This window comes from Isobaculum melis, from assembly GCF_900111355.1.
GTDB classification, from domain to species: Bacteria; Bacillota; Bacilli; order Lactobacillales; family Carnobacteriaceae; genus Isobaculum; species Isobaculum melis.
Genome location: NZ_FOHA01000002.1, coordinates 209396 through 228478 on the forward strand (window position 1 = coordinate 209396; position 19083 = coordinate 228478).

17 protein-coding genes are annotated in these 19083 nt (G+C 33.6%); 5 read left to right on the top strand and 12 right to left on the bottom strand.

Features of this window, described 5'->3' with window-relative positions; all coding sequences use genetic code 11:
• Positions 1 to 23: 23 nt before the first annotated feature.
• The gene (locus BMW29_RS02745) at positions 24 to 638 is read left to right on the top strand and encodes a TetR/AcrR family transcriptional regulator (RefSeq protein WP_092650066.1); all 615 of its coding nucleotides are present in this window, start codon (positions 24 to 26) and stop codon (positions 636 to 638) included.
• Positions 639 to 677: 39 nt separating this feature from the next.
• Here BMW29_RS02745 and BMW29_RS02750 read toward each other — a convergent pair whose 3' ends face one another.
• The 7 genes from BMW29_RS02750 to BMW29_RS02780 form a co-directional block, all read right to left on the bottom strand.
• On the bottom strand, positions 678 to 1154 hold the full coding sequence (locus BMW29_RS02750) for an SMI1/KNR4 family protein (RefSeq protein WP_092650068.1): 477 nt from the start codon (positions 1152 to 1154) through the stop codon (positions 678 to 680).
• A 28-nt stretch (positions 1155 to 1182) separates the two neighbouring features.
• Positions 1183 to 1926 carry a tRNA 2-thiocytidine biosynthesis TtcA family protein gene (locus BMW29_RS02755; RefSeq protein WP_092650070.1) on the bottom strand — a complete coding sequence of 248 codons (744 nt, stop codon included), beginning with the start codon at positions 1924 to 1926 and terminating at the stop codon, positions 1183 to 1185.
• A gap of 23 nt (positions 1927 to 1949) precedes the next feature.
• Complete coding sequence (locus BMW29_RS02760) at positions 1950 to 3842, bottom strand: LTA synthase family protein (RefSeq protein ID WP_177165653.1); 1893 nt, start codon at positions 3840 to 3842, stop codon at positions 1950 to 1952.
• Positions 3843 to 4089: 247 nt separating this feature from the next.
• Positions 4090 to 4920 carry an ammonia-dependent NAD(+) synthetase gene (gene nadE / locus BMW29_RS02765; protein WP_092650074.1) on the bottom strand — a complete coding sequence of 277 codons (831 nt, stop codon included), beginning with the start codon at positions 4918 to 4920 and terminating at the stop codon, positions 4090 to 4092.
• Positions 4921 to 4957: 37 nt separating this feature from the next.
• Positions 4958 to 6412, bottom strand: a complete 1455-nt coding sequence (locus BMW29_RS02770; RefSeq protein ID WP_092650344.1) for a nicotinate phosphoribosyltransferase — start codon at positions 6410 to 6412, stop codon at positions 4958 to 4960.
• Between the two features lie 27 nt (positions 6413 to 6439).
• Positions 6440 to 7327, bottom strand: coding sequence for a glycosyltransferase family 2 protein (locus BMW29_RS02775; protein ID WP_092650076.1), 888 nt, complete (start codon positions 7325 to 7327; stop codon positions 6440 to 6442).
• On the bottom strand, positions 7324 to 8229 hold the full coding sequence (locus BMW29_RS02780; RefSeq protein ID WP_092650078.1) for a glycosyltransferase family 2 protein: 906 nt from the start codon (positions 8227 to 8229) through the stop codon (positions 7324 to 7326). The genes BMW29_RS02775 and BMW29_RS02780 overlap by 4 nt, the downstream gene beginning before the upstream one ends.
• 363 nt (positions 8230 to 8592) lie before the next feature.
• Between BMW29_RS02780 and BMW29_RS02785 the strand changes: the two genes are divergently transcribed.
• From BMW29_RS02785 to wecB, 4 genes are read left to right on the top strand one after another with little or no spacing between them, the layout of a single operon-like run.
• Entirely contained in the window at positions 8593 to 9816 is a 1224-nt protein-coding gene (locus tag BMW29_RS02785; RefSeq protein WP_177165654.1) for a glycosyltransferase family 4 protein, read from the top strand.
• A gap of 1 nt (position 9817) precedes the next feature.
• The gene (locus BMW29_RS02790; RefSeq protein ID WP_092650346.1) at positions 9818 to 10840 is read left to right on the top strand and encodes a polysaccharide biosynthesis protein; all 1023 of its coding nucleotides are present in this window, start codon (positions 9818 to 9820) and stop codon (positions 10838 to 10840) included.
• Positions 10840 to 11949 (top strand): polysaccharide biosynthesis C-terminal domain-containing protein, encoded by a 1110-nt coding sequence (locus tag BMW29_RS02795; protein ID WP_092650082.1) that lies wholly within the window; start codon positions 10840 to 10842, stop codon positions 11947 to 11949. Before BMW29_RS02790 ends, BMW29_RS02795 begins: the two co-directional genes overlap by 1 nt.
• Positions 11950 to 11952: 3 nt before the next feature.
• A complete protein-coding gene (wecB, locus tag BMW29_RS02800; protein WP_092650084.1) occupies positions 11953 to 13077 on the top strand; it encodes a non-hydrolyzing UDP-N-acetylglucosamine 2-epimerase in 1125 nt (374 codons plus the stop codon).
• 62 nt (positions 13078 to 13139) lie between these two features.
• Here wecB and BMW29_RS02805 read toward each other — a convergent pair whose 3' ends face one another.
• The 5 genes from BMW29_RS02805 to BMW29_RS02825 all read right to left on the bottom strand — a co-directional run bounded on the left by BMW29_RS02805 (position 13140) and on the right by BMW29_RS02825 (position 19083).
• Entirely contained in the window at positions 13140 to 14636 is a 1497-nt protein-coding gene (locus BMW29_RS02805) for a DUF6056 family protein (RefSeq protein ID WP_092650086.1), read from the bottom strand.
• Between the two features lie 28 nt (positions 14637 to 14664).
• Complete coding sequence (locus BMW29_RS02810; protein WP_092650088.1) at positions 14665 to 15114, bottom strand: GtrA family protein; 450 nt, start codon at positions 15112 to 15114, stop codon at positions 14665 to 14667.
• Positions 15104 to 16072, bottom strand: coding sequence for a glycosyltransferase family 2 protein (locus BMW29_RS02815; protein ID WP_092650090.1), 969 nt, complete (start codon positions 16070 to 16072; stop codon positions 15104 to 15106). The genes BMW29_RS02810 and BMW29_RS02815 overlap by 11 nt, the downstream gene beginning before the upstream one ends.
• Before the next feature lie 393 nt (positions 16073 to 16465).
• A complete protein-coding gene (locus BMW29_RS02820; RefSeq protein ID WP_092650092.1) occupies positions 16466 to 17935 on the bottom strand; it encodes an oligosaccharide flippase family protein in 1470 nt (489 codons plus the stop codon).
• A 5-nt stretch (positions 17936 to 17940) separates the two neighbouring features.
• On the bottom strand, positions 17941 to 19083 hold the full coding sequence (locus BMW29_RS02825) for a CDP-glycerol glycerophosphotransferase family protein (RefSeq protein ID WP_092650094.1): 1143 nt from the start codon (positions 19081 to 19083) through the stop codon (positions 17941 to 17943).

A 19083-nucleotide genomic window follows, 5' to 3' on the forward strand; every position in this document is an offset into this window, starting at 1 on the left:
AAAGGAAAAGGACGTGACCAATCATGCTGAAAAAGAAAAAAGTAGACCTGCGTGTATTACGAACTAAAAAAATGATTTCTGAGGCTTTTGTAGAACTTTTTGGGGAGAAAGGTTATGATCAGATTACGATTCAAGATATTGCTGATCGTGCGATGATTAACCGAGCCACTTTTTATTTACATTTTAAAGATAAAAATGATTTACTAGATCAAATTTTTGAATTTGCATTGGCTTCTTTCTCAAAGATTCTTGATCCTTCAATTATTCAAAAAGGCAATCAATTGCAAATTAAAAAATTAGAGGCTGTTATTGCAGAGGTTTTTATTGAAATCAAAAAGAACAAAACTTTTTATCAAGTATTAACCGAATCTAATTATATCAACAAAATGAAAGAACAAGTTGCCAAGCATATTCAAGTGCAATATCAACATATTTTCTCACAATTAAAAGTAACAGAAAATGATTTTGAAGTACCTATTGACTTTATTATTGAATATATGACAGCGATTTTTGTGAGTACGGTTCATTGGTGGTTAATGAGTGATTCGAATTATCCCCCAGAGCAAATGGCACATTTATTAATTAAGTTAGTTGGCAATGGCCATTTAACAGTCCTGGGACTTGAGGTCATTTATTAAAATAAAACCAATGCTTTTAGGCATTGGTTTTATTTTAATTTAAAGGATGATTTTCCCTGATATAATTTGTTCAATAAAATCAGAAAAGGAAGCAGCGACAACTTCATAATCTTCAAATATTGGTTCATATCCATAAATCATTTCACCATTTTGGGTATCAATCGCATAGTATTCATAGCCGTTATGTAAGCTATAAAAAATGGGAAAGTGACGCTGCCAAAATTGTTTGATTTTAGCAATCGCTTCTGGGGTTATGGCGCCCTCTAATGACATCTCTTCAAAAGAATTTGCTGAAAAAGCTGTATCTGCCGCATGGTCTTCAAAATCCTCTAAGCACATGAACCAGGCTGTTTCAGCATCATTGCTACAAGACTCAAACAAATCAAAAAATGGGAGATATTCATTTGGAATCACTCCATACTTTGCTTGAATACTGTCAATAATTGTTACGGTTTGATTTTTTCTTAATTGATAACGCCATTGACTTTCATCCAACCAACTTAACCATTCTTTCATTTTTCTCCTCTTCTCTTCATGTGATTTTTTAACGTGAAACCTGCCAAAAATCAGCTTGTTTTCCTTGCTCCATTCCTTTAACAAATTTGTTTCGGATATCTGGATATTGTAGAGAAAGCTGTGTGACTAATTTTTTCATTTCTTCCCGTTTTGTCTTTTTATCCACTGGACATGGATTATGAATTACCGGAATCGCTTCTCTTTCAACAAAATGAATAATGTCCGTTTCTTCTAAATAAAGCATCGGTCTGATGATTGAAACCTTTGTTTTGTCTAAATAGCTCATTGGCTCAAAACTGGCTAATTTCCCATGCAATAAAAAGTTCATCAAATAGGTCTCAATTGCATCATCCACATGATGTCCTAAAGCCACTTTATTGCAGCCAAGTTTAGCTGCATGGGTATATAAAATGCCTCTTCTTAAATTTGCACATAATGAACAAGGATTTTTTTCTTCTCGAATATCAAATACGACTTTAGCAATTTGTGTCGGGACAACCTCAAGCTGATAGCCAAGGCTTGCTACAAATGCTTCCATTGGCGTAAGATCCATGCCCATTGCCATGTCTAAGGAAATAGGTACAATCTCAAATTCAAAGCCTAATCGTTTTTGTTTAGAAATGGTGTCCAGAAAATAAAGTAAGGTACTGCTATCTTTTCCTCCAGACATACCGATTGCCACCTTATCTCCAGGTTCAATCATCTGATGATTTAAAATAGCGTTTCTAACCGGATTGTAATAGTGCTTATTATCTGTTTTTTTGAAACTCATTCTGGCATGCATTCCTCTCTTTATTACTTATCATTAATCGGATCAAAAAAAGGTATCTGCTGACTATAGCCTTTTCCTGTTGTGACATCATATTGAATCATTTGATAGTCCTGTAATAATTCCTTCGCTGCATCGCTTAGTTCAGCTTCTGTGATGGTTTGGTTCTCTTGATCAATCAGTAACAACTTTTCCATCCCTGTTATCTCTGTTTCTAAAGTTGTCATGAGACCATAAAAAGGACTGACTTTTGTTTCTGTTTGCGTCAATAATTCATTCATAAAATAAATAGGGCTAATCGTTCCTACATCTCGTGCTTTAGTTGGATAATTTGTATAGAGCAAAAAGGGTGTTTCATACATGGTTCTAAGCTCATTTGCTTGAAACACATCATCCCCATAAACGCTTGGCAAATGATCTCCCCAAAATACAACCACTGTTGGTTCGTTAAAATCATTGAGTGATAATAAAAATTGATTGAGTGCCTGATCACTATAAGCGATACCTTGTAAATAGTTGCTGATTGCTGCTTTATTTGGGAGCGTTAACTCACTATTAATCGCAATTGTATCCGAATAATTGCCCTCATAGGGAAGATGATTTTGCATAGTGACTAAATGAACAAATGATGGATCTTCTTGTGTTTCTAATTGAGCCATAATTTCTTTAAATGCTGCTTCATCTGATATATATTGGTTCTGTTCAATTGTTTGTTGGTTAGTCATCGTCTCTTCATTTAGAAAGTTTGAAAATTGTAAGGTATCATAAACTTCTCTTCGTTTATACATACTTGTATTAAAAGGATGGATTGCGGTTGTCTCATACCCTTCTTTTGCTAAATAAGAAACGATTGATGGGAATGCTTTAAATTGTGGTAGCAACATCGTATAGGGTGTCGTCATCTGCTCGTTAAAAGGATACATTGAAAAACCTGTTAATGCTTCAAATTCAATATTAGCTGTACCACCACCATAGCCTTGGGAGAGTATTTTTCCAGATGTACTTTGTTTCATCCATTTTCTGGTCTCTGGCATTGGGTCTTTTTCTGCTTGAATGCCTTTTAGTGTTTCAATATCTGAAAAGCTCTCACTCATGATAAAAACAATATTTGGCTTTACTTGATTTTCTGTTCTAGTTTGGTTGATTGTTTTTGCAGTTTTTGTATATTTTGTCACAATCCGCTCTATTTCTTCTTTTGAATAATTGGTTGGTTCATTCATCGCATCTATTGGAAAATTATAAAAGAAGCCACCTAAAAATCCATTATTATAGTAATTCATTTCCTGGCTATAGGGAATCCAGTAGGCATGCTGATCATACATTTTTTTTAGGAGATTTCCTTCTTGATTAAATTGATACGTGTACATTAAAATCAGACTTGTCAAAAGAAAGGTGATGCCTCTGATGATTAAATTTTTTCGATCTAAGTAAGGATAGACTGGTTGCTGCCATTTTTTTAGCAAATATTGGATTAATTTTGTTACACCATAACTATAAGCAGCTACACCTAAAATAGTTAAAATAAGCAGGATAATCCATTTTCCTTCTAGCATTTTTAATAGAAATGGCCATTCACTGATCATACTCAATTCATTAGGATATAAGGGTTCTCCTCGATTCACTAGCTTTTGTTGATTCGCTAGACCAATCCCAATTGTTAGTAAAAACATGAAGCTAGTACTATATCCGATTTTTCCAATAAGGGCAGTTAGCCATAAGGTCACAATAAATAAGACAAATACGCTTAAGAAAAAAATAACGGTATGCCATTCAAAGACAAATTTATAGGCTAGGTTTAAATCATATTGATTTTGAAAAATTTGCAATAAATAATTATTGATAAAAGCTGATAGAAAGCAAAGTATGCCTGTTACTAGCGCTTGTCTCCAACGATTTAGTGGTAATAATAGCTTATGCACAAAACATCCTCCTCTCCCATGAACGAAATAAAACATGCTCTTATGTTGACTAAGAGCATGTTTTGTTATCATTATTCTACTTTTTTTCAGTTTCTTTTACAATATAAATTGTTTTTTTCTGTCTCGCTATTTGAAACAACATTAGACAATCTGAACGAATTTAAACATTGCTAGCCTATCAATACCAAGAATAACAGGTCATTTTTAATCGTAACCTAGTGGGATAGCAAATCATTAGGTTCATGCATTATTGTTGCCAAAAATCATCAAAAATAGTAATTGGTAAATGTCGTTTATGCTGTGTTTTTAAATACCAATTTTCAATTTTTTCAGCGATTTCTTCGGCTACTTCTTTACCTTCTAAATAATCATCAATATTGTCATAAGTGACACCTAGTGCTACTTCATCTGCTAATCCAGGTTTCTCTTCTTCTAAATCAGCAGTTGGTACTTTTAAATACAAATGTTTAGGTGCATTTAGCGCTTTTAAAAGTGCTCTACCTTGTCTTTTATTTAATCTGAAAATAGGATTAACATCTGTCCCACCATCGCCAAATTTTGTATAGAATCCAGTCACAGCTTCTGCTGCATGATCCGTTCCTAAGACAACACCCTGAAGTGCTCCAGCAATGGTGTATTGTGCAATCATTCGTTCTCTTGCTTTGATATTTCCTTTCACAAAATCAGATACTTCAAGTCCTAGCTTTGTGACACTTTCATAAGATGCATCTACTGCTGCTTTAATATTTACTGGTAATAGTTGATCTGATTGAATAAATTCAATAGCATCCATGGCATCTTGTTCATCTGCTTGTTCCCCATAAGGTAAACGAACAGCAACAAATTGATAACTTTGGTCCCCAGTTTCATTTCTTAACTCCGTAATCGCCATCTGTGCTAATCTACCAACTAAAGTTGAATCCTGTCCACCACTAATACCTAAAACATAGGTTTTAAGAAATGGATAATGTAACAAATAAGATTTCAAAAAATCAATACTTTTACGAATTTCTTCCTGTGGATGAATCTCAGGTAAGACGCATAGTTCTTGGATAATTTGTTTTTGTAGTTTACGCATTGCTCATCCCTCTTTTTTTAATTTTCCGTACAGTTTCTTACTTTATTTGCTTTCTAATATCTTCAATATTTTTCATTTTATGCTTCCAACACTCTTCAGATAAATCTACTGGGTATGGTTCTGGGTTCAAGTTACGCTTATATTCTTCCCATAAATCATGCAATCGTTGCCCAGAATAGGACTTGATTGCTTTTAAGGTTGGTAAGTCATAAACTAATTTGCCATTTTCATAAATTGTTGTTAACAATGGTTCTGCCAGATAGTTTTTAACCGTTTTATTAATATACGTATGGACTGGATGAAACATATAAAGTTCGTCCTGTAAATCTGGTCGCTCACCCCAAAGTGTAATATAATCCCCTTCAGATTTACCATCATCAGCACTTGTAATACGCCATACTTGTTTTTTGCCTGGTGTCGATACTTTTTCTGCATTTCCAGAAAGCTTAATGCTATCCATCATTTCACCTTGTTCATTTTCAATAGAAACAAGTTTATAAACCGCACCTAATGCAGGTTGATCATAGGCTGTAATAAGTTTCGTTCCGACTCCCCAAACATCAATTTTGGCACCTTGCATTTTTAAGTTTAAAATGGTTTTTTCATCTAGGTCATTAGAAGCATAGATTTTCACATCTGGATAACCAGCTTCATCTAATTGCTGTCTCGCTCGTTTAGAAATGTAGGCCATATCCCCACTATCAATGCGAATACCAAGAAAATTAATTTGATCTTTCATTTCATTCGCAACTCGAATGGCACTAGGAATTCCAGATTTTAAGGTATCATAGGTATCCACTAAAAAGACACAATCTTGATGTGTTTGGGCATAAGCTTTAAAGGCTTCATAATCATTGCGGTAAACCTGAACAAGTGAATGCGCATGGGTCCCACTGACAGGAATACCAAATTTTTTACTAGCGCGTACATTACTTGTTGCATCAAATCCACCAATATAAGCTGCTCTAGTTCCCCAAATGGCTGCATCCATCTCTTGTGCTCTACGTGTACCAAACTCTAAAATGGGATCATCCTGTACAACAAATTTCACTCTTGCTGCTTTAGTGGCAATTAGGGTTTGGTAATTGACTATATTTAATAATGCTGTTTCAATCAATTGCGCTTGAGCAAGAGGTGCTTCAACTTGGATTAATGGCTCATTATTAAAAACCACTTCTCCTTCCTTCATGGAACGAATCGTCCCAGTAAATTTAAAGTCTTTCAAATACTTTAAAAAGGGTTCCGGATATTGTTGAACTTCTCTTAAATAAGCAATATCTGATTCTGTAAAATGAAGTTGTTCCATATAACGCACAATCCGTTCTAATCCAGCAAAAATAGCATAACCATTTTCAAATGGATTTTTACGAAAGTAAACTTCAAAAACACTATTTAAATCTGCTTTCCCCAATTCCCAGTAAGTTTGCATCATATTTATTTGGTAAAGATCTGTGTGTAATGCCCAGCTATCATCCTGATAAATTGTATCGATCATGCTACATTTCCTCCGCTTCTTAACTTACAGCTTTCCTGTATATTTATTGGCTCCAGTTATTCCATCTTTAAAATACCCCATAAAGCGCCAACCATTTTTCTTTGTAAAGCCACTTTTAATGGCAAATAGTAAAATATATGGATAAAAAATAAGACGATTTTTCAAGGTCCCATTACGCTTCATAAAAACAATCAAATTGCGGTACATAAAGTATTCAGACAAACCAGATACTTTATTAATAGAAGCAGAGCCTTTATGAATAACTTTTGCATCAGCTACACAAAAAATATCATACCCGGCCTTTTTAATGGTGACACACCATTCATTTTCTTCATAAAATAGAAAATAATTTTCAGGAATCATGCCTACTTCACGAATCACATCCGTTTTTAAGAGCATACAGGCACCACCAACATAATCACAAGGAATGACTTTGCCAGCAACTGCTTCTTCCTTTGCCTGATGATAAAGGCGTGTTACTTGTCCTTTATTAAAATTAACAACTGAACCAGCTGACTCTAATACTTGTGCATCCTCATAGGTACAAATTCTTGGCCCTAAAACCCCGACTTTTCCATGCGTTTCTGCATAATCAACGAGAATATCTAAAAAATCTGGTGCGACTAAGACATCATTATTTAAAATACAGATATATGCTGCCCCTTGATTCATTGCATAGTCAATACCTACATTATTTCCAGCGGCATAGCCTTGATTTTCTCCTGTTTGAATAAATGGATACTGTGGAAAATGCTCCTGTAGCACTTTTGCTGAATCATCCTTTGATAGATTGTCTACCAAAACAATCTGATAGTTTGTATAATTTAAAGCTTCTATACTACGAACACAGTCGATTGTGTCTGATGCATTATTATAATTTAAAACGATAAAATAAACAGCTGGTTGGGTCATGATTTTACTTCTCCTTCAGTGTAAACATTTTTTTGATGAAGCGCAGCAATTCTCTGTTTTAGTTTGCCTTTGATAATTGGCAGATGACATAGACATTGTACAGCTAGATAAGTCCATCTTGAATGTTTCTTGATGGCTTCAATTGTTTGTGGTTCTTTCGCAGGATTAAAGTAATGGATAATGAGAAGTGTCACTTCGTTTTTCAATAAAGCTAAACTTCGCTCCGAGTGCTTTTCCTTCAAACACTGCTGCACATACAATTCATATTCACTCATTAAAGTAGTTTGTGACATGGTATTGTTGCCATGAACAAATACAGTTCCTGCAATTTCAGTCGTGTTAAAGTAGATTTTTTTCTTTAATAAAGCATCCACCCAAAATAACCAATCCTCACAATATTCCATTCCTAAGGTAAAAGTAGCCGCGACCTTTGCTCTAAACACCAAAGAGTGAATGGGGAAAATATTATGTGCCAACAGTTCATTTTCAAAACAATACTTAGGAAAAATCTCCTTTAAGGTTTCTCCGCTTTCATCTGATAAATATAAAATACCATGACAATACGCATCATAGTCTAAATGTTGTTCTAAAAAAGTGACACTATCTAAAATTTTATGTGAAAATAAAGTATCATCCGCATCTAAAAACTGTAAATATTCACCTGTTGCAGCCGCTAATCCTGTATTCCTCGCCAAAGAACGACCCTTCTCTTCAAGTCGAATATATCTGACACGCTTATCTTGGATTCCAGTTACCACTTTTTGGGTTTCATCCGTTGATTGATTATCTATGACAATGACTTCGATTGCTGCATAAGTTTGTTGTAAGCAAGATTCAATTGCACGTTCAATCGTATCTGCACCATTATAAACAGGAATAATAATCGAAACAGTTTTCTCCATTCTGTACACCTCGTCTTCAAAAAATACTCCCGCCTATTATACCATGGAACATGATTATCTTTCTAAAAAAAACTTAAAAATAATATTTTAAACAGAATCGCCGTTTAAACTTAGCATATATCTAAAAAAATCAGACTTTATCATTATTTCTAGACACATCTTGCTTAATATTAAATCTTCATTTTAATCTCATAACATAAATCCTACTGTAACAGGATTTGTTTTTCCTGAACCAACGAACAGGAGACATGAAAGATTAGTATAGATTATTTGCTCAAAAAACGGTATAATGCTAATTAGTTGAATAATTCATTCTACTCGATAGAAACACATGCTATATATAATGTTATGGGGTCTTATTTCATGAAAATATTAGTTGTTAGTCAAAATTTCTATCCTGATAATTTTAAGATAAATGATGTTGTGAAAGAATTTACCTTAAGAGGACACGAGGTTACCGTGTTAACAGGATTAGGAGGCTATACTACAGGGAAGTTAAGTTCTCGGTATAAGCTGTTTAAAAATAGAAAAGAAGTTTGGAATCATGTAAATATTCGTAGGGTTCGAACTATTACACGTCGAAAAGGTCCTATTTTCCGCTCATTAAATTATTTTTCATTTACATTTTTTGGAAGTATTTGGGCACTCCTAAATAGGGAACATTTCGATGTTATTTATGTTTATCAACTTTCACCAGTCACAATGGCTTATCCAGCTTTAATTGCTGCTAAGAAAAGAAAGATTCCTATTTTACTCTACTGTCTTGATATTTGGCCTGAATCGGTTAAAGCAATGAGGTTAAAAGAAGGAACCTTTATTTATTCACTGATTCATAAAATCAGTCGCTATCTTTATCGCAAATCACATCGAATTGCGGTCAGTTCACAATCATTTATGGAATACTTGCATACTGTGAACCAGGTTCCTTATGAAAAAATGGATTATATCCCACAATATGCCAATGATTCTAGCCTTGCTATCCAGGAACAGGAGCGGGCAGAAACTAGGTTTGTTTTTACTGGGAATATTGGGTATGTCCAAGATGTTGAAACCATTCTGTTAGCAGTATCTAAGGTTGATCCAGCCTTCTCTTTAAAAGTGGATATTGTTGGTAATGGTTCGGCTTTGGCAGACTGCGAAAAGCTGGCTGATCAATTATCTTTAAATGATAGAGTGATCTTTCACGGCAGACAGCCTGCTGAAAAAATGCATGAGTACTATCAAGATGCTGATGCTTGTCTATTAACACTTAAGAATCAAAATAAAATTGGGTTAACCATTCCAGCTAAGCTTCAAGGCTATATGGTTGCGGGTAAACCCATTATTGCTGCAATTGATGGTGATGCTAAAGTGATTATTCATGATGCGAATTGTGGTATTTGCGTTCCAGCGAGTCAAGCTGAAGCTTTAGCACAAGCCATGGTTGATTTTATGAATCTAACACATCAAGAGCAACTGGCTTTTGGTAAAAATGCTAGAGCTTACTATGAGTCACATTTTACAGAAGCACAATTTATTGATAAAACTTTGCAAGAATTAGAATCATTAGATGTATTAAAAAAGGAGCGTTCAAACAATGAACAATAGTATTTTCACTGGCAAGACTTTATTAATTACGGGAGGAACTGGATCATTTGGTAATGCCGTTTTAAATCGCTTTTTAGAGAGTGATATTGCAGAAATTCGTATTTTTTCACGTGATGAAAAGAAACAAGATGATATGCGTAAAAAATATATGAATAGTAAATTAAAATTTTTCATTGGGGACGTTCGTGATATTAATAGTATTCGTCCAGCGATGGCCGGCGTAGACTTTGTCTTCCATTCAGCAGCACTTAAGCAAGTACCATCTTGTGAGTTTTTCCCAATGGAAGCTGTGAAAACCAATGTTTTAGGAACAGACAATGTCTTAACTGCAGCTATTGAATGTGGTGTCAAAAAAGTCATTTGTCTTTCAACAGATAAAGCGGCTTACCCGATTAATGCAATGGGCACTTCAAAAGCAATGATGGAGAAAGTCTTTGTTGCGAAATCAAGAAATATTGATCCTGAAAAAACATTAATTTGTGGGACACGTTATGGGAATGTAATGGCTTCTCGTGGTAGTGTCATTCCATTGTTTATTCATCAGTTAAAAACAGGAAACCCAATTACTGTTACAGAGGGTTCAATGACGCGCTTTATGATGAGCTTAGAAGAAGCAGTTGATCTTGTTTTGTTTGCATTTAATCATGCGGAACAAGGCGATATCATGGTTCAAAAAGCACCAGCTGCAACCATTGATACTTTGGTAGCTGCTTTACAAGAAATTTTTAAAACCAATATTCCTGTTGAAGTGATTGGCATTAGACATGGTGAAAAACTCTATGAAACCTTATTAACAACCGAAGAAGCAGCACAAGCTGTGGATATGGGCGATTTTTATCGTGTCCCTTCTGATAAACGTGATTTAAATTATGGTAAATTCTATGAAGAAGGCAATACTGAAGCGGCTTTAATTGATGAATATAACTCTAATAATACTGCTCGCTTAAGCAAGGATGAATTAATTGAAGTCTTATTAAAACTTGACTATATTCAAAAAGAACTTGTTGCTTGGGGGCTAGCCTAATGAATATTCTTGTGACTGGTTCAAATGGTTTTTTAGGAAGAAATTTAGTTGCTCAATTGCAGAATGAAGGCTTTCAAAATATTCAAACTTATAATAAAGAAAATACAATCGATGAATTAGAACAAATGACTAAAACCTGTGATTTTGTTTTTCATTTAGCGGGTGTGAATCGTCCAAAAAATGAACAAGAATTTTTTGATGGCAATGCAGATTTAACAGCACAATTGATTCAATTATTAGAAAAAAATCAGCGCTGTGTTCCAATCGTGCTCTCTTCTTCTATTCAAGCAGCTTTAGAGAATCCTTATGGTCAAAGTAAACGTCAAGCTGAGGATGCTGTTTTTGCTTATGCTGAACGCAATCAAGTAAAGAGCTATGTATTTAGATTGAAAAATTTATTTGGTAAATGGAGTCGTCCTAATTACAATAGTGTTGTTGCGACCTTCTGTTATAACATTTCAAGAGATTTGCCAATTACAATTAACAATCCTGATGCTGAAATTCCCCTCTCTTATGTTGATGATGTGGTTGCAACTTTTGTGGAAACGATGAAAAATACGCCTGAGTTAGAAGATAAATTTGCAGTTGTATCAGTTGATTACACCATTACAGTTGGAGAGCTAGCTAAAAAGATTACAGCCTTTAACGATAATCGCCAAACATTGGTGATGCCATCTTTGAAATCAACATTTGATCGCGCTTTATATGCAACTTATCTTTCTTATTTAGCAGATGATAACTTCTCTTATTTCCTAAAGCAAAATGTAGATGATCGTGGTTGGTTAGCAGAATTTATCAAATCTGAGGACAACGGCCAAATCTTTATTTCAACGACTAAACCAGGAATTACTCGAGGAAATCATTGGCATCATACAAAGGTAGAAAAATTCTTAGTGATTAAAGGAACGGGTGAAATTAAATTCAGACGTATTTTTGATAATGACATTCTTGTCTACCCTGTTTCTGGTGATCAGCTTGAGGTTGTTGATATTCCAGCAGGCTACACTCATAGCATTACAAATACTGGTGATGAAGATATGATTACACTATTCTGGGCGTGCGAGATGTTTGATCCTAATCATCCAGATACTTACTATGTGGAGGTATAAACTTTGAAAAAATTAAAATTAATGACGATTATTGGTACAAGACCTGAAATTATTCGTTTATCATCAACCATTAAAGCTTGTGATAAATATTTTGACCATGTTCTTGTACACACTGGACAAAACTGGGACTACACCTTAAATCAAGTTTTCTTTGATGATTTAGGTTTACGTCAACCAGATTATTTCTTAGAAAGTGTTGGCACAACATTAGGCGATACAATGGGCAATATTATTGCGAAGTCTTTTGAGGTCATGACGAAAGAAGCACCTGATGCTTTATTAGTTTTAGGTGATACAAACTCTGCGCTCTCAGCAATTAGTGCAAAACGCTTAAAAATTCCAATTTTCCATATGGAAGCTGGAAATAGATGTTTTGATCAGAATGTTCCTGAAGAAATTAATCGTAAGATTGTGGATCATATTAGTGATATTAACTTACCTTATACCGAGCATTCAAGAAGATATCTTTTATCTGAAGGCTTTAAAAAAGAGCATATCTATGTAACAGGCTCTCCTATTCAAGAAGTCTTAAGAGATCATATGGATGGTATTAATCAAAGCAAGATTTTAGATGAGTTATCATTAGAATCTGGAAAATATATGATTGTTTCAGCTCATCGTGAAGAAAATATTGATCATGAAGAAAACTTTATTTCATTAATGGAATCATTGAATAAAATTGCTGAAACCTACCAAGTTCCTTTAATTTATTCAACACATCCAAGAAGTATGAAATATATTGAAAGTCGTAATTTTGAGTTTCATCCATTAGTCAAAGTATTGAAACCATTTGGCTTCCTTGACTATAATCAATTACAAAAAAATGCATTATGTGTGCTTTCTGATAGTGGTACGCTTTCTGAAGAAAGTGCCATGCTAGGATTTACTGGTGTGCTACTTAGAACTTCTACTGAGCGTCCAGAAGTCTTAGATAAGGGCAGTGTCGTGGTAGCTGGTATCAAAGCTGAAGATGTTGAGCAAGCGATTGAATTAGCGATTGAAATGGCTAAAAACAAAGAAGAAGTTGTTCTTGCACCAGATTATCAAGATACAAATGTATCGGTTAAAATTGTTAAGATTATTCAAAGTTATACAAAAATTATCAATCAATTTACTTGGCGTAAATAAATTTAAAAGGTTCAGCTTAATCGTTAGGATTAAGCTGAACCTTTTTTAGCCCAAAAATAATTTTATTTAGCTCGATAGATATAATGCAATTCATTTGATATTTTATAATAATCCTTAAACAGATCTGGGTTATTATTAGGGTTAAAGTCCTTATAATAATAGACAAAAGGTAAGGCGTCCATTTGGACAACTCCCCCTCCTGATTGATCCACTGCTTGGATATGGCTCAAGTTACGAGAATAGATGTAGCGATTTGCGCTCATTGACACCAAAGCAGTAACTGTAATCAAAGTAAAGAGTAGGGTCCCTATCCTTGCCCACACTGTTACATCCTGTTGTAATTCTTGATGATTTCTTAGTACTTCTTGTAATAATTCTAAAATAATTAAGACAAAAAAGATATAGCTTGTAAAGAAGCTTCTAGCTGGGTAAGGTGTAATTAATAAGAATGGACCAGCAATCACAAAGGCTGAAATCAAATAAAATGATAAGCGCCCGCTGGTTTTACGATTGTCAACATATCTCATAATAATGACGAGCAATAGTAAAATCCAGGTTGTTGAAACAAAAAAGTTTAATAAAGGTAATTTTACTGATCCTAAAAAAACAACCTGAGCAAAATATTTATTTAAAATAAAATAACCAATAGAAAAAGCATAAAATACAATGATTCCTTTGCCAAACTTATCATGTTTTTTAGCTTTTAAAATCAATAGAATACAGAGACCACTTAAAATAATATTCAACCAAATATTGTCCATCAATAATAAATCATTGATTGCATCAATATAAGTCTGTAGCATTCTAACAATAATATTTGAGTCCGTTCCTGCTGGAACACTTCGATAAGTATCATTATTACTAAAAATATACTGATACGAAGGATGTGTAAACATCACAACTAAGCCTGAAATTGCACCTAGCAAATGAATCAATCCATAATTTAAAAACTTTCTACTTTTCTTAAATGAAACAATGAATAAAAAGAAACCAAGTAAAACATTATAAACCGTTAAGTTTTCTAAAAAAAGCTGTGCAGCAAAACTAAGTACAAACATACCAATCAAAAGAGGCGCCGTTAATTTTTTTTGCTCAAATAAATGGTATTGTTTAAACAAATAAAATATTAACAGAACCAAAACGATTGATGGTACATAATTTGAGAAACCAGCATTCCAAAAAAATACCTGTTGGATTTTATCCTTTGGTAGTAAAATAAGTAAAAAGAAAATAGCTAAATAGAGCTTCTCACTTCCACCAACTAGCTTTTTAAGTAAGACCACTAAAGATGTGCCAAACACCGCATACATCAGTACTCTAAAAATAAGTCGCTTCGTTGTGAATACCTCAATAATATTCCCAAAATACCGTCCATTTGCAATGGCATTGGCTGAATCTAAGCTTGAGTCAAAGAAGTTATGTCGTAATAAGTACGAGCCTCCAGTTCCTCCCCAAAACCAGTCATCAGTAGACATAATGACTAAACAGCCCATTGCAGCAAATAGCGCAATCATTATCAGTACCGCTTTTTTTTCTTTTAATTTTGTCACTAATGACATCCTATCCACCTACCTATATTTCTTTTGTTCAATTCACACTTTTTTCTTCATGCTGACTAAAAATAAAGAATTTGCTAAAGACATAGTTTAAAACCAAGACAATCACATTGGTAAAAACTTTAGCCCATAATTCATTGACTGATAGCATATCTACTAATAAAATTAATACACCTAAATCAATTAAGAAAGATAAAATTCTAAAGGATACAAAGGATACAACCTCTTTAAAAATTAGTTTTAGTCCTTTATTCTGACTTTCAAAGACATAAATTCTATTGGATATATAAGCAAATACAACAGAAAGGAACCAAGCAAAAAAGTTAGAGATGCGGTAATCAATATTGAGATAACTTGCGAAAAACCAAAAAGAAGCAATATTAATCACGGTTGTAATGCCTCCCATGAAAATATACATCATCAGACTGTAAATTTTTTCAGTCATAAAAGGCAATTTAAAGCATAACTTTTTAAGTTTCATCTGGATCACCTGTTTTTTCAAAATCTTTCTCTCCACTATATTTTTGGATTAAATAAATGGGTCTCCTTTTTACCTCAATAAAAATCTTCCCAATATATTCTCCAATAATACCAAGGAAAAGCAACTGTAAGCCACCTAAGAAAAGAATGGTAATAATTAAGGTTGGAAAACCACTTCCACTAATTCCAAAGAATAAGGTAGAACAAAAAATATAAATCATATAGAAAAAGGAGATAATTGAAATTACAGCGCCAACAAATGAAGTAATTCTTAAGGGCATAATTGTATTAGAGGTAATCCCATCAATTGCCAAATTAATTAGACTTGACCATTTCCATTTGGTTTCGCCAGCAAAACGCTCCTCAGCATCAAATAATACTTCTTTTTTTCGATAGCCTACCCACATATACATGCCTTTAGTATATCTTTGGCTCTCTCTAAGCTTCTTGATTCCCTCAATGCAAACCCTATCTAATAGTCTAAAATCACCAACACCTGGAAGGACAGGGACATTAGAAAATTTTTGCAGTATTTTATAGTAATAGCTAGACGTTTTTCTCTTTAACCAGGACTCACCTGGGCGTTCTCTTCTTTTACCATAAACATCTTGGTACCCATTTTCCCATTCTTTAATCATCTCTAATATAATCGCTGGTGGATGTTGTAAATCAGTATCCATAATGATCATAGCATCTCCTGTGGCATAGTCAAAACCAGCTGCCATCGCAATTTCTTTGCCATAGTTTCTTGATAAATCAACAAAATTTACGCGGGCATCCTTTTCACGTAATGCTTCAACGATATTCAATGATTCATCTAAACTACCATCATTTATAAATAAAAATTCATAGTCATACTTATCAGAAATTTTTGCTAAAATCTTTGAAACTTCATCATAAAATTGCACAATATTTTCTGCTTCATTGTACATTGGTGAACAAATTGTAATCTTCTTCATGAATATTTCCTTTCATTATCTGAATGATTTTCTTCAAAATAGTTTTTCTTGGTTCTTTCAATCATCCTACTTAGTCTTATGTACTAAAAACATATCTAAAAAATCCAGCTATCACCATCATTTTCAAACAGCTTTTATTTTAACATTATGATAAATTTGTATCTCTCCTAGTATATCATTCTTTCCTCAAAATTAGTATATCGAATCCAATAAATCTTCATTTATATCTGACCATAAATAGAGAATCATTTTAGCAAGCCTTGTTACCTAAAATAAGAAAGTACGATTCAGTTAAAATAAAAGAACACTATCTGAACCCAATTCCTCTTATAAAAGAATATCTTCAGATAATGTTCTATTGGAATGGTATCATTTTTTCACCTATTCTGCTGCTTAATCATTTTTTTGCTTACGCTTTCTCATTCCTCCAACTAAGGAGAGCATTTCACCAAGCACTTTACTTTTAAGTAAAATCATTAGGAGGGCATAAATCAGTGCCCCAACAGCAATCTCAAAAGCCAATAATTTGATTGAAGGCGTTGCAAAAAGAGAAATCATATAGACAACAGCACACATCACAAACCCTGCAATAAAAGATTTCAGCACTTCTTTTGTTAAAAATAAATGCATCTTATCTTTAATAAAAAAGGCAAAGGCAGTAACTAAGGTTATTTCAGCCAAGACAGAGGAAATCGCTGAACCTAAAGACTCTAAATTTAAGAATACAACAAAGAATACATTGGCACTAATACTGACAATAGCAGCTAAAATAACACTAATTGTATATTCTCTATTCTTCCCCATAGGAATCATATATTGTGTTCCCATCACATTATTCGCTGAAATTGTAAAAATAATAATGGACATAATTGGGAGCAGAATGACAACTTTCATAAACTCTTGTCCAAAAAAGATTGGCACAAATGTCCGGCTAATACCTGCAATCCCAAACATTAAAGGAATGGAAACAAAGGTCATAAAGCTCATGGACTTAGCTAAATACCAATCTACCTTTTCGGTATTTCCTAATGCAATTTCTTTAGACATTCGTGGAAGCATAACCAAACCAAGAGAAGTGGCAATGGTCATTAACATCCGTGCAATTTTATTGGCATTACTATAAAACCCAACTTCAGCATTGGTTGAAACTTGACCAAGAATAATTTTATCTACAGATGTAAAAATTTGAATCGCCAATTGTGGGATAAATAAAACAAGCAAACCTGAAATATGTCTTAAAAACCTTTTCTCTTTGATTGTCTTTGCAACAATAGATTTCATATTTTGCCAATCTAATTCTTGAGCAACTTGTGTCCACATAACCAGCTGTCCAAGTAACATTGAAGCCGCTAAAATAAATGCATATAAGCCCAAATCTGATTTTTCTTTAACAAAAACAAAAATACAAATCGTCCCAATAATTTTTGTCATCATATTTCTTGAAACCGTCTTTTTAAACAGCTCTAATCCCATAAAGAACCAAGAAATATCAACCATATTGGCCACAATATTAAGAGATAAAATGTAGAAAAGCATCTGGTTTTCTTTGACAAAGAATGTGACAAATAATAAATAAACAATCAAAGAAGTTAGTGCTGTCAAAAATTGAAAAATATAAATTTCAGTAAAGCGTTCTGTTCGATCTTTCAATTTGGTACTTCTAGCAATTTCTCGGTTGCCATATAATAAGACACCTAATAAGGCAAATAAACTAAAATATTGGTTAATCGAAACTGAATACTCATATTGTCCAGACCCAGCAGCACCTAACACGCGAACAACATAGGGTGTTGTAACCAAAGGTAGCAACATTGCCATCAATTGATAGGACACATTATAGAGATAGTTCTTAATAATTTTCATCTTACTTAAACATCCTTTTTATTCATTTTAAAATGTTGAAATACCCGTTCACAGTTATTGGTGTCAAAGTAGGTAAAGTAGCTTTCCTTAAGCGGTAAATATTTTTTAATAATATGCTCTTTATTGAAAATAATAGAACGTAACTGCTCAGTTAGTTCTAATTGAGAATAAGCACTTGGACCAAATAAGTCATGCTTTAAATCAAGATAAGCACCGCGCTCGGTTAAATAAGTGTCTAAATCTGGTTGATAAAATAAGACAGGTTTATCCATATAAAAGAAATCCCAAGCAACACTAGAGTAATCAGTCATCATAATCGCACTATTAATCAGATAATCTTGCACATTGGTTTCAACTGGTAAAAATTGAATAAGCTCACTTTTAAAGGTAAAATTCTGCAAAAATTTATGGAAATAAAAATGAATATATATCTTCAATTGATAACCTGTTTCTTCAAGCAGTGTCAGCAACTCACTATTCTCCGTTAATTGCTTTAAATCTTGATAAAAATCACTTTGTTGGAAAGCAGCATCATCCAAATCTGCTAACCACTCACGCCAGGTTGGCATATAAACAATTTCTTTACGATAATTTTTTTGCGGAACGAGCGCATCATATCTTGGTAAGCCAGTTACTGCAACTTTATCAGCTGGTAAGCCCCATTCATTGACCTTAATCTGTTTATCGAATTCACAAGCAGATACCCATAAATCAGCTTTTGGCGCTGTTGCAATTGAAGTATTCCCTAGCTTAGATTTTTTTAAGCCAGTAATCCCATGCTCAATGAAAATTTTACTGGTTTTTTGATTTTTATAGTAACGGTGCCAAATTGGCGCCACATCCGAACATGAATGGCTGTAAAACACGCCTTCAGCACATAAAAAATATAAATAATTACGGATGCTCCCTCTTGTAATGACATGCGGTACTTTACCATAATCTTTACTTTGCTGATTCAACACAAAATAGGTTGTATATTCAGGATGTTCTTTTGTTAGGTAGCGGTAAAAAGCTTGACCATTATCTAAAAATAATTGTCCTTCATGCCCACCAACCAATAGGATCTTTTTTTTCTTTAAGCTTCGACTAAATGGCCATAGGATAAATGCAATTATGCCATTGATCATTTGTTTTAATTTCAATTTCAT

What these genes read in the sequence shown, in the direction of transcription:
- BMW29_RS02745 (WP_092650066.1), top strand. Translation starts at nt 24, where the DNA reads ATGCTGAAAAAGAAAAAAGTAGACCTGCGTGTATTACGAACTAAAAAA.
- BMW29_RS02750 (WP_092650068.1), bottom strand. Translation starts at nt 1,154, where the DNA reads ATGAAAGAATGGTTAAGTTGGTTGGATGAAAGTCAATGGCGTTATCAA.
- BMW29_RS02755 (WP_092650070.1), bottom strand. Translation starts at nt 1,926, where the DNA reads ATGAGTTTCAAAAAAACAGATAATAAGCACTATTACAATCCGGTTAGA.
- nadE (WP_092650074.1), bottom strand. Translation starts at nt 4,920, where the DNA reads ATGCGTAAACTACAAAAACAAATTATCCAAGAACTATGCGTCTTACCT.
- BMW29_RS02775 (WP_092650076.1), bottom strand. Translation starts at nt 7,327, where the DNA reads ATGACCCAACCAGCTGTTTATTTTATCGTTTTAAATTATAATAATGCA.
- BMW29_RS02780 (WP_092650078.1), bottom strand. Translation starts at nt 8,229, where the DNA reads ATGGAGAAAACTGTTTCGATTATTATTCCTGTTTATAATGGTGCAGAT.
- BMW29_RS02785 (WP_177165654.1), top strand. Translation starts at nt 8,593, where the DNA reads ATGAAAATATTAGTTGTTAGTCAAAATTTCTATCCTGATAATTTTAAG.
- BMW29_RS02795 (WP_092650082.1), top strand. Translation starts at nt 10,840, where the DNA reads ATGAATATTCTTGTGACTGGTTCAAATGGTTTTTTAGGAAGAAATTTA.
- BMW29_RS02805 (WP_092650086.1), bottom strand. Translation starts at nt 14,636, where the DNA reads ATGTCATTAGTGACAAAATTAAAAGAAAAAAAAGCGGTACTGATAATG.
- BMW29_RS02810 (WP_092650088.1), bottom strand. Translation starts at nt 15,114, where the DNA reads ATGAAACTTAAAAAGTTATGCTTTAAATTGCCTTTTATGACTGAAAAA.
- BMW29_RS02815 (WP_092650090.1), bottom strand. Translation starts at nt 16,072, where the DNA reads ATGAAGAAGATTACAATTTGTTCACCAATGTACAATGAAGCAGAAAAT.
- BMW29_RS02820 (WP_092650092.1), bottom strand. Translation starts at nt 17,935, where the DNA reads ATGAAAATTATTAAGAACTATCTCTATAATGTGTCCTATCAATTGATG.
- BMW29_RS02825 (WP_092650094.1), bottom strand. Translation starts at nt 19,083, where the DNA reads ATGAAATTGAAATTAAAACAAATGATCAATGGCATAATTGCATTTATC.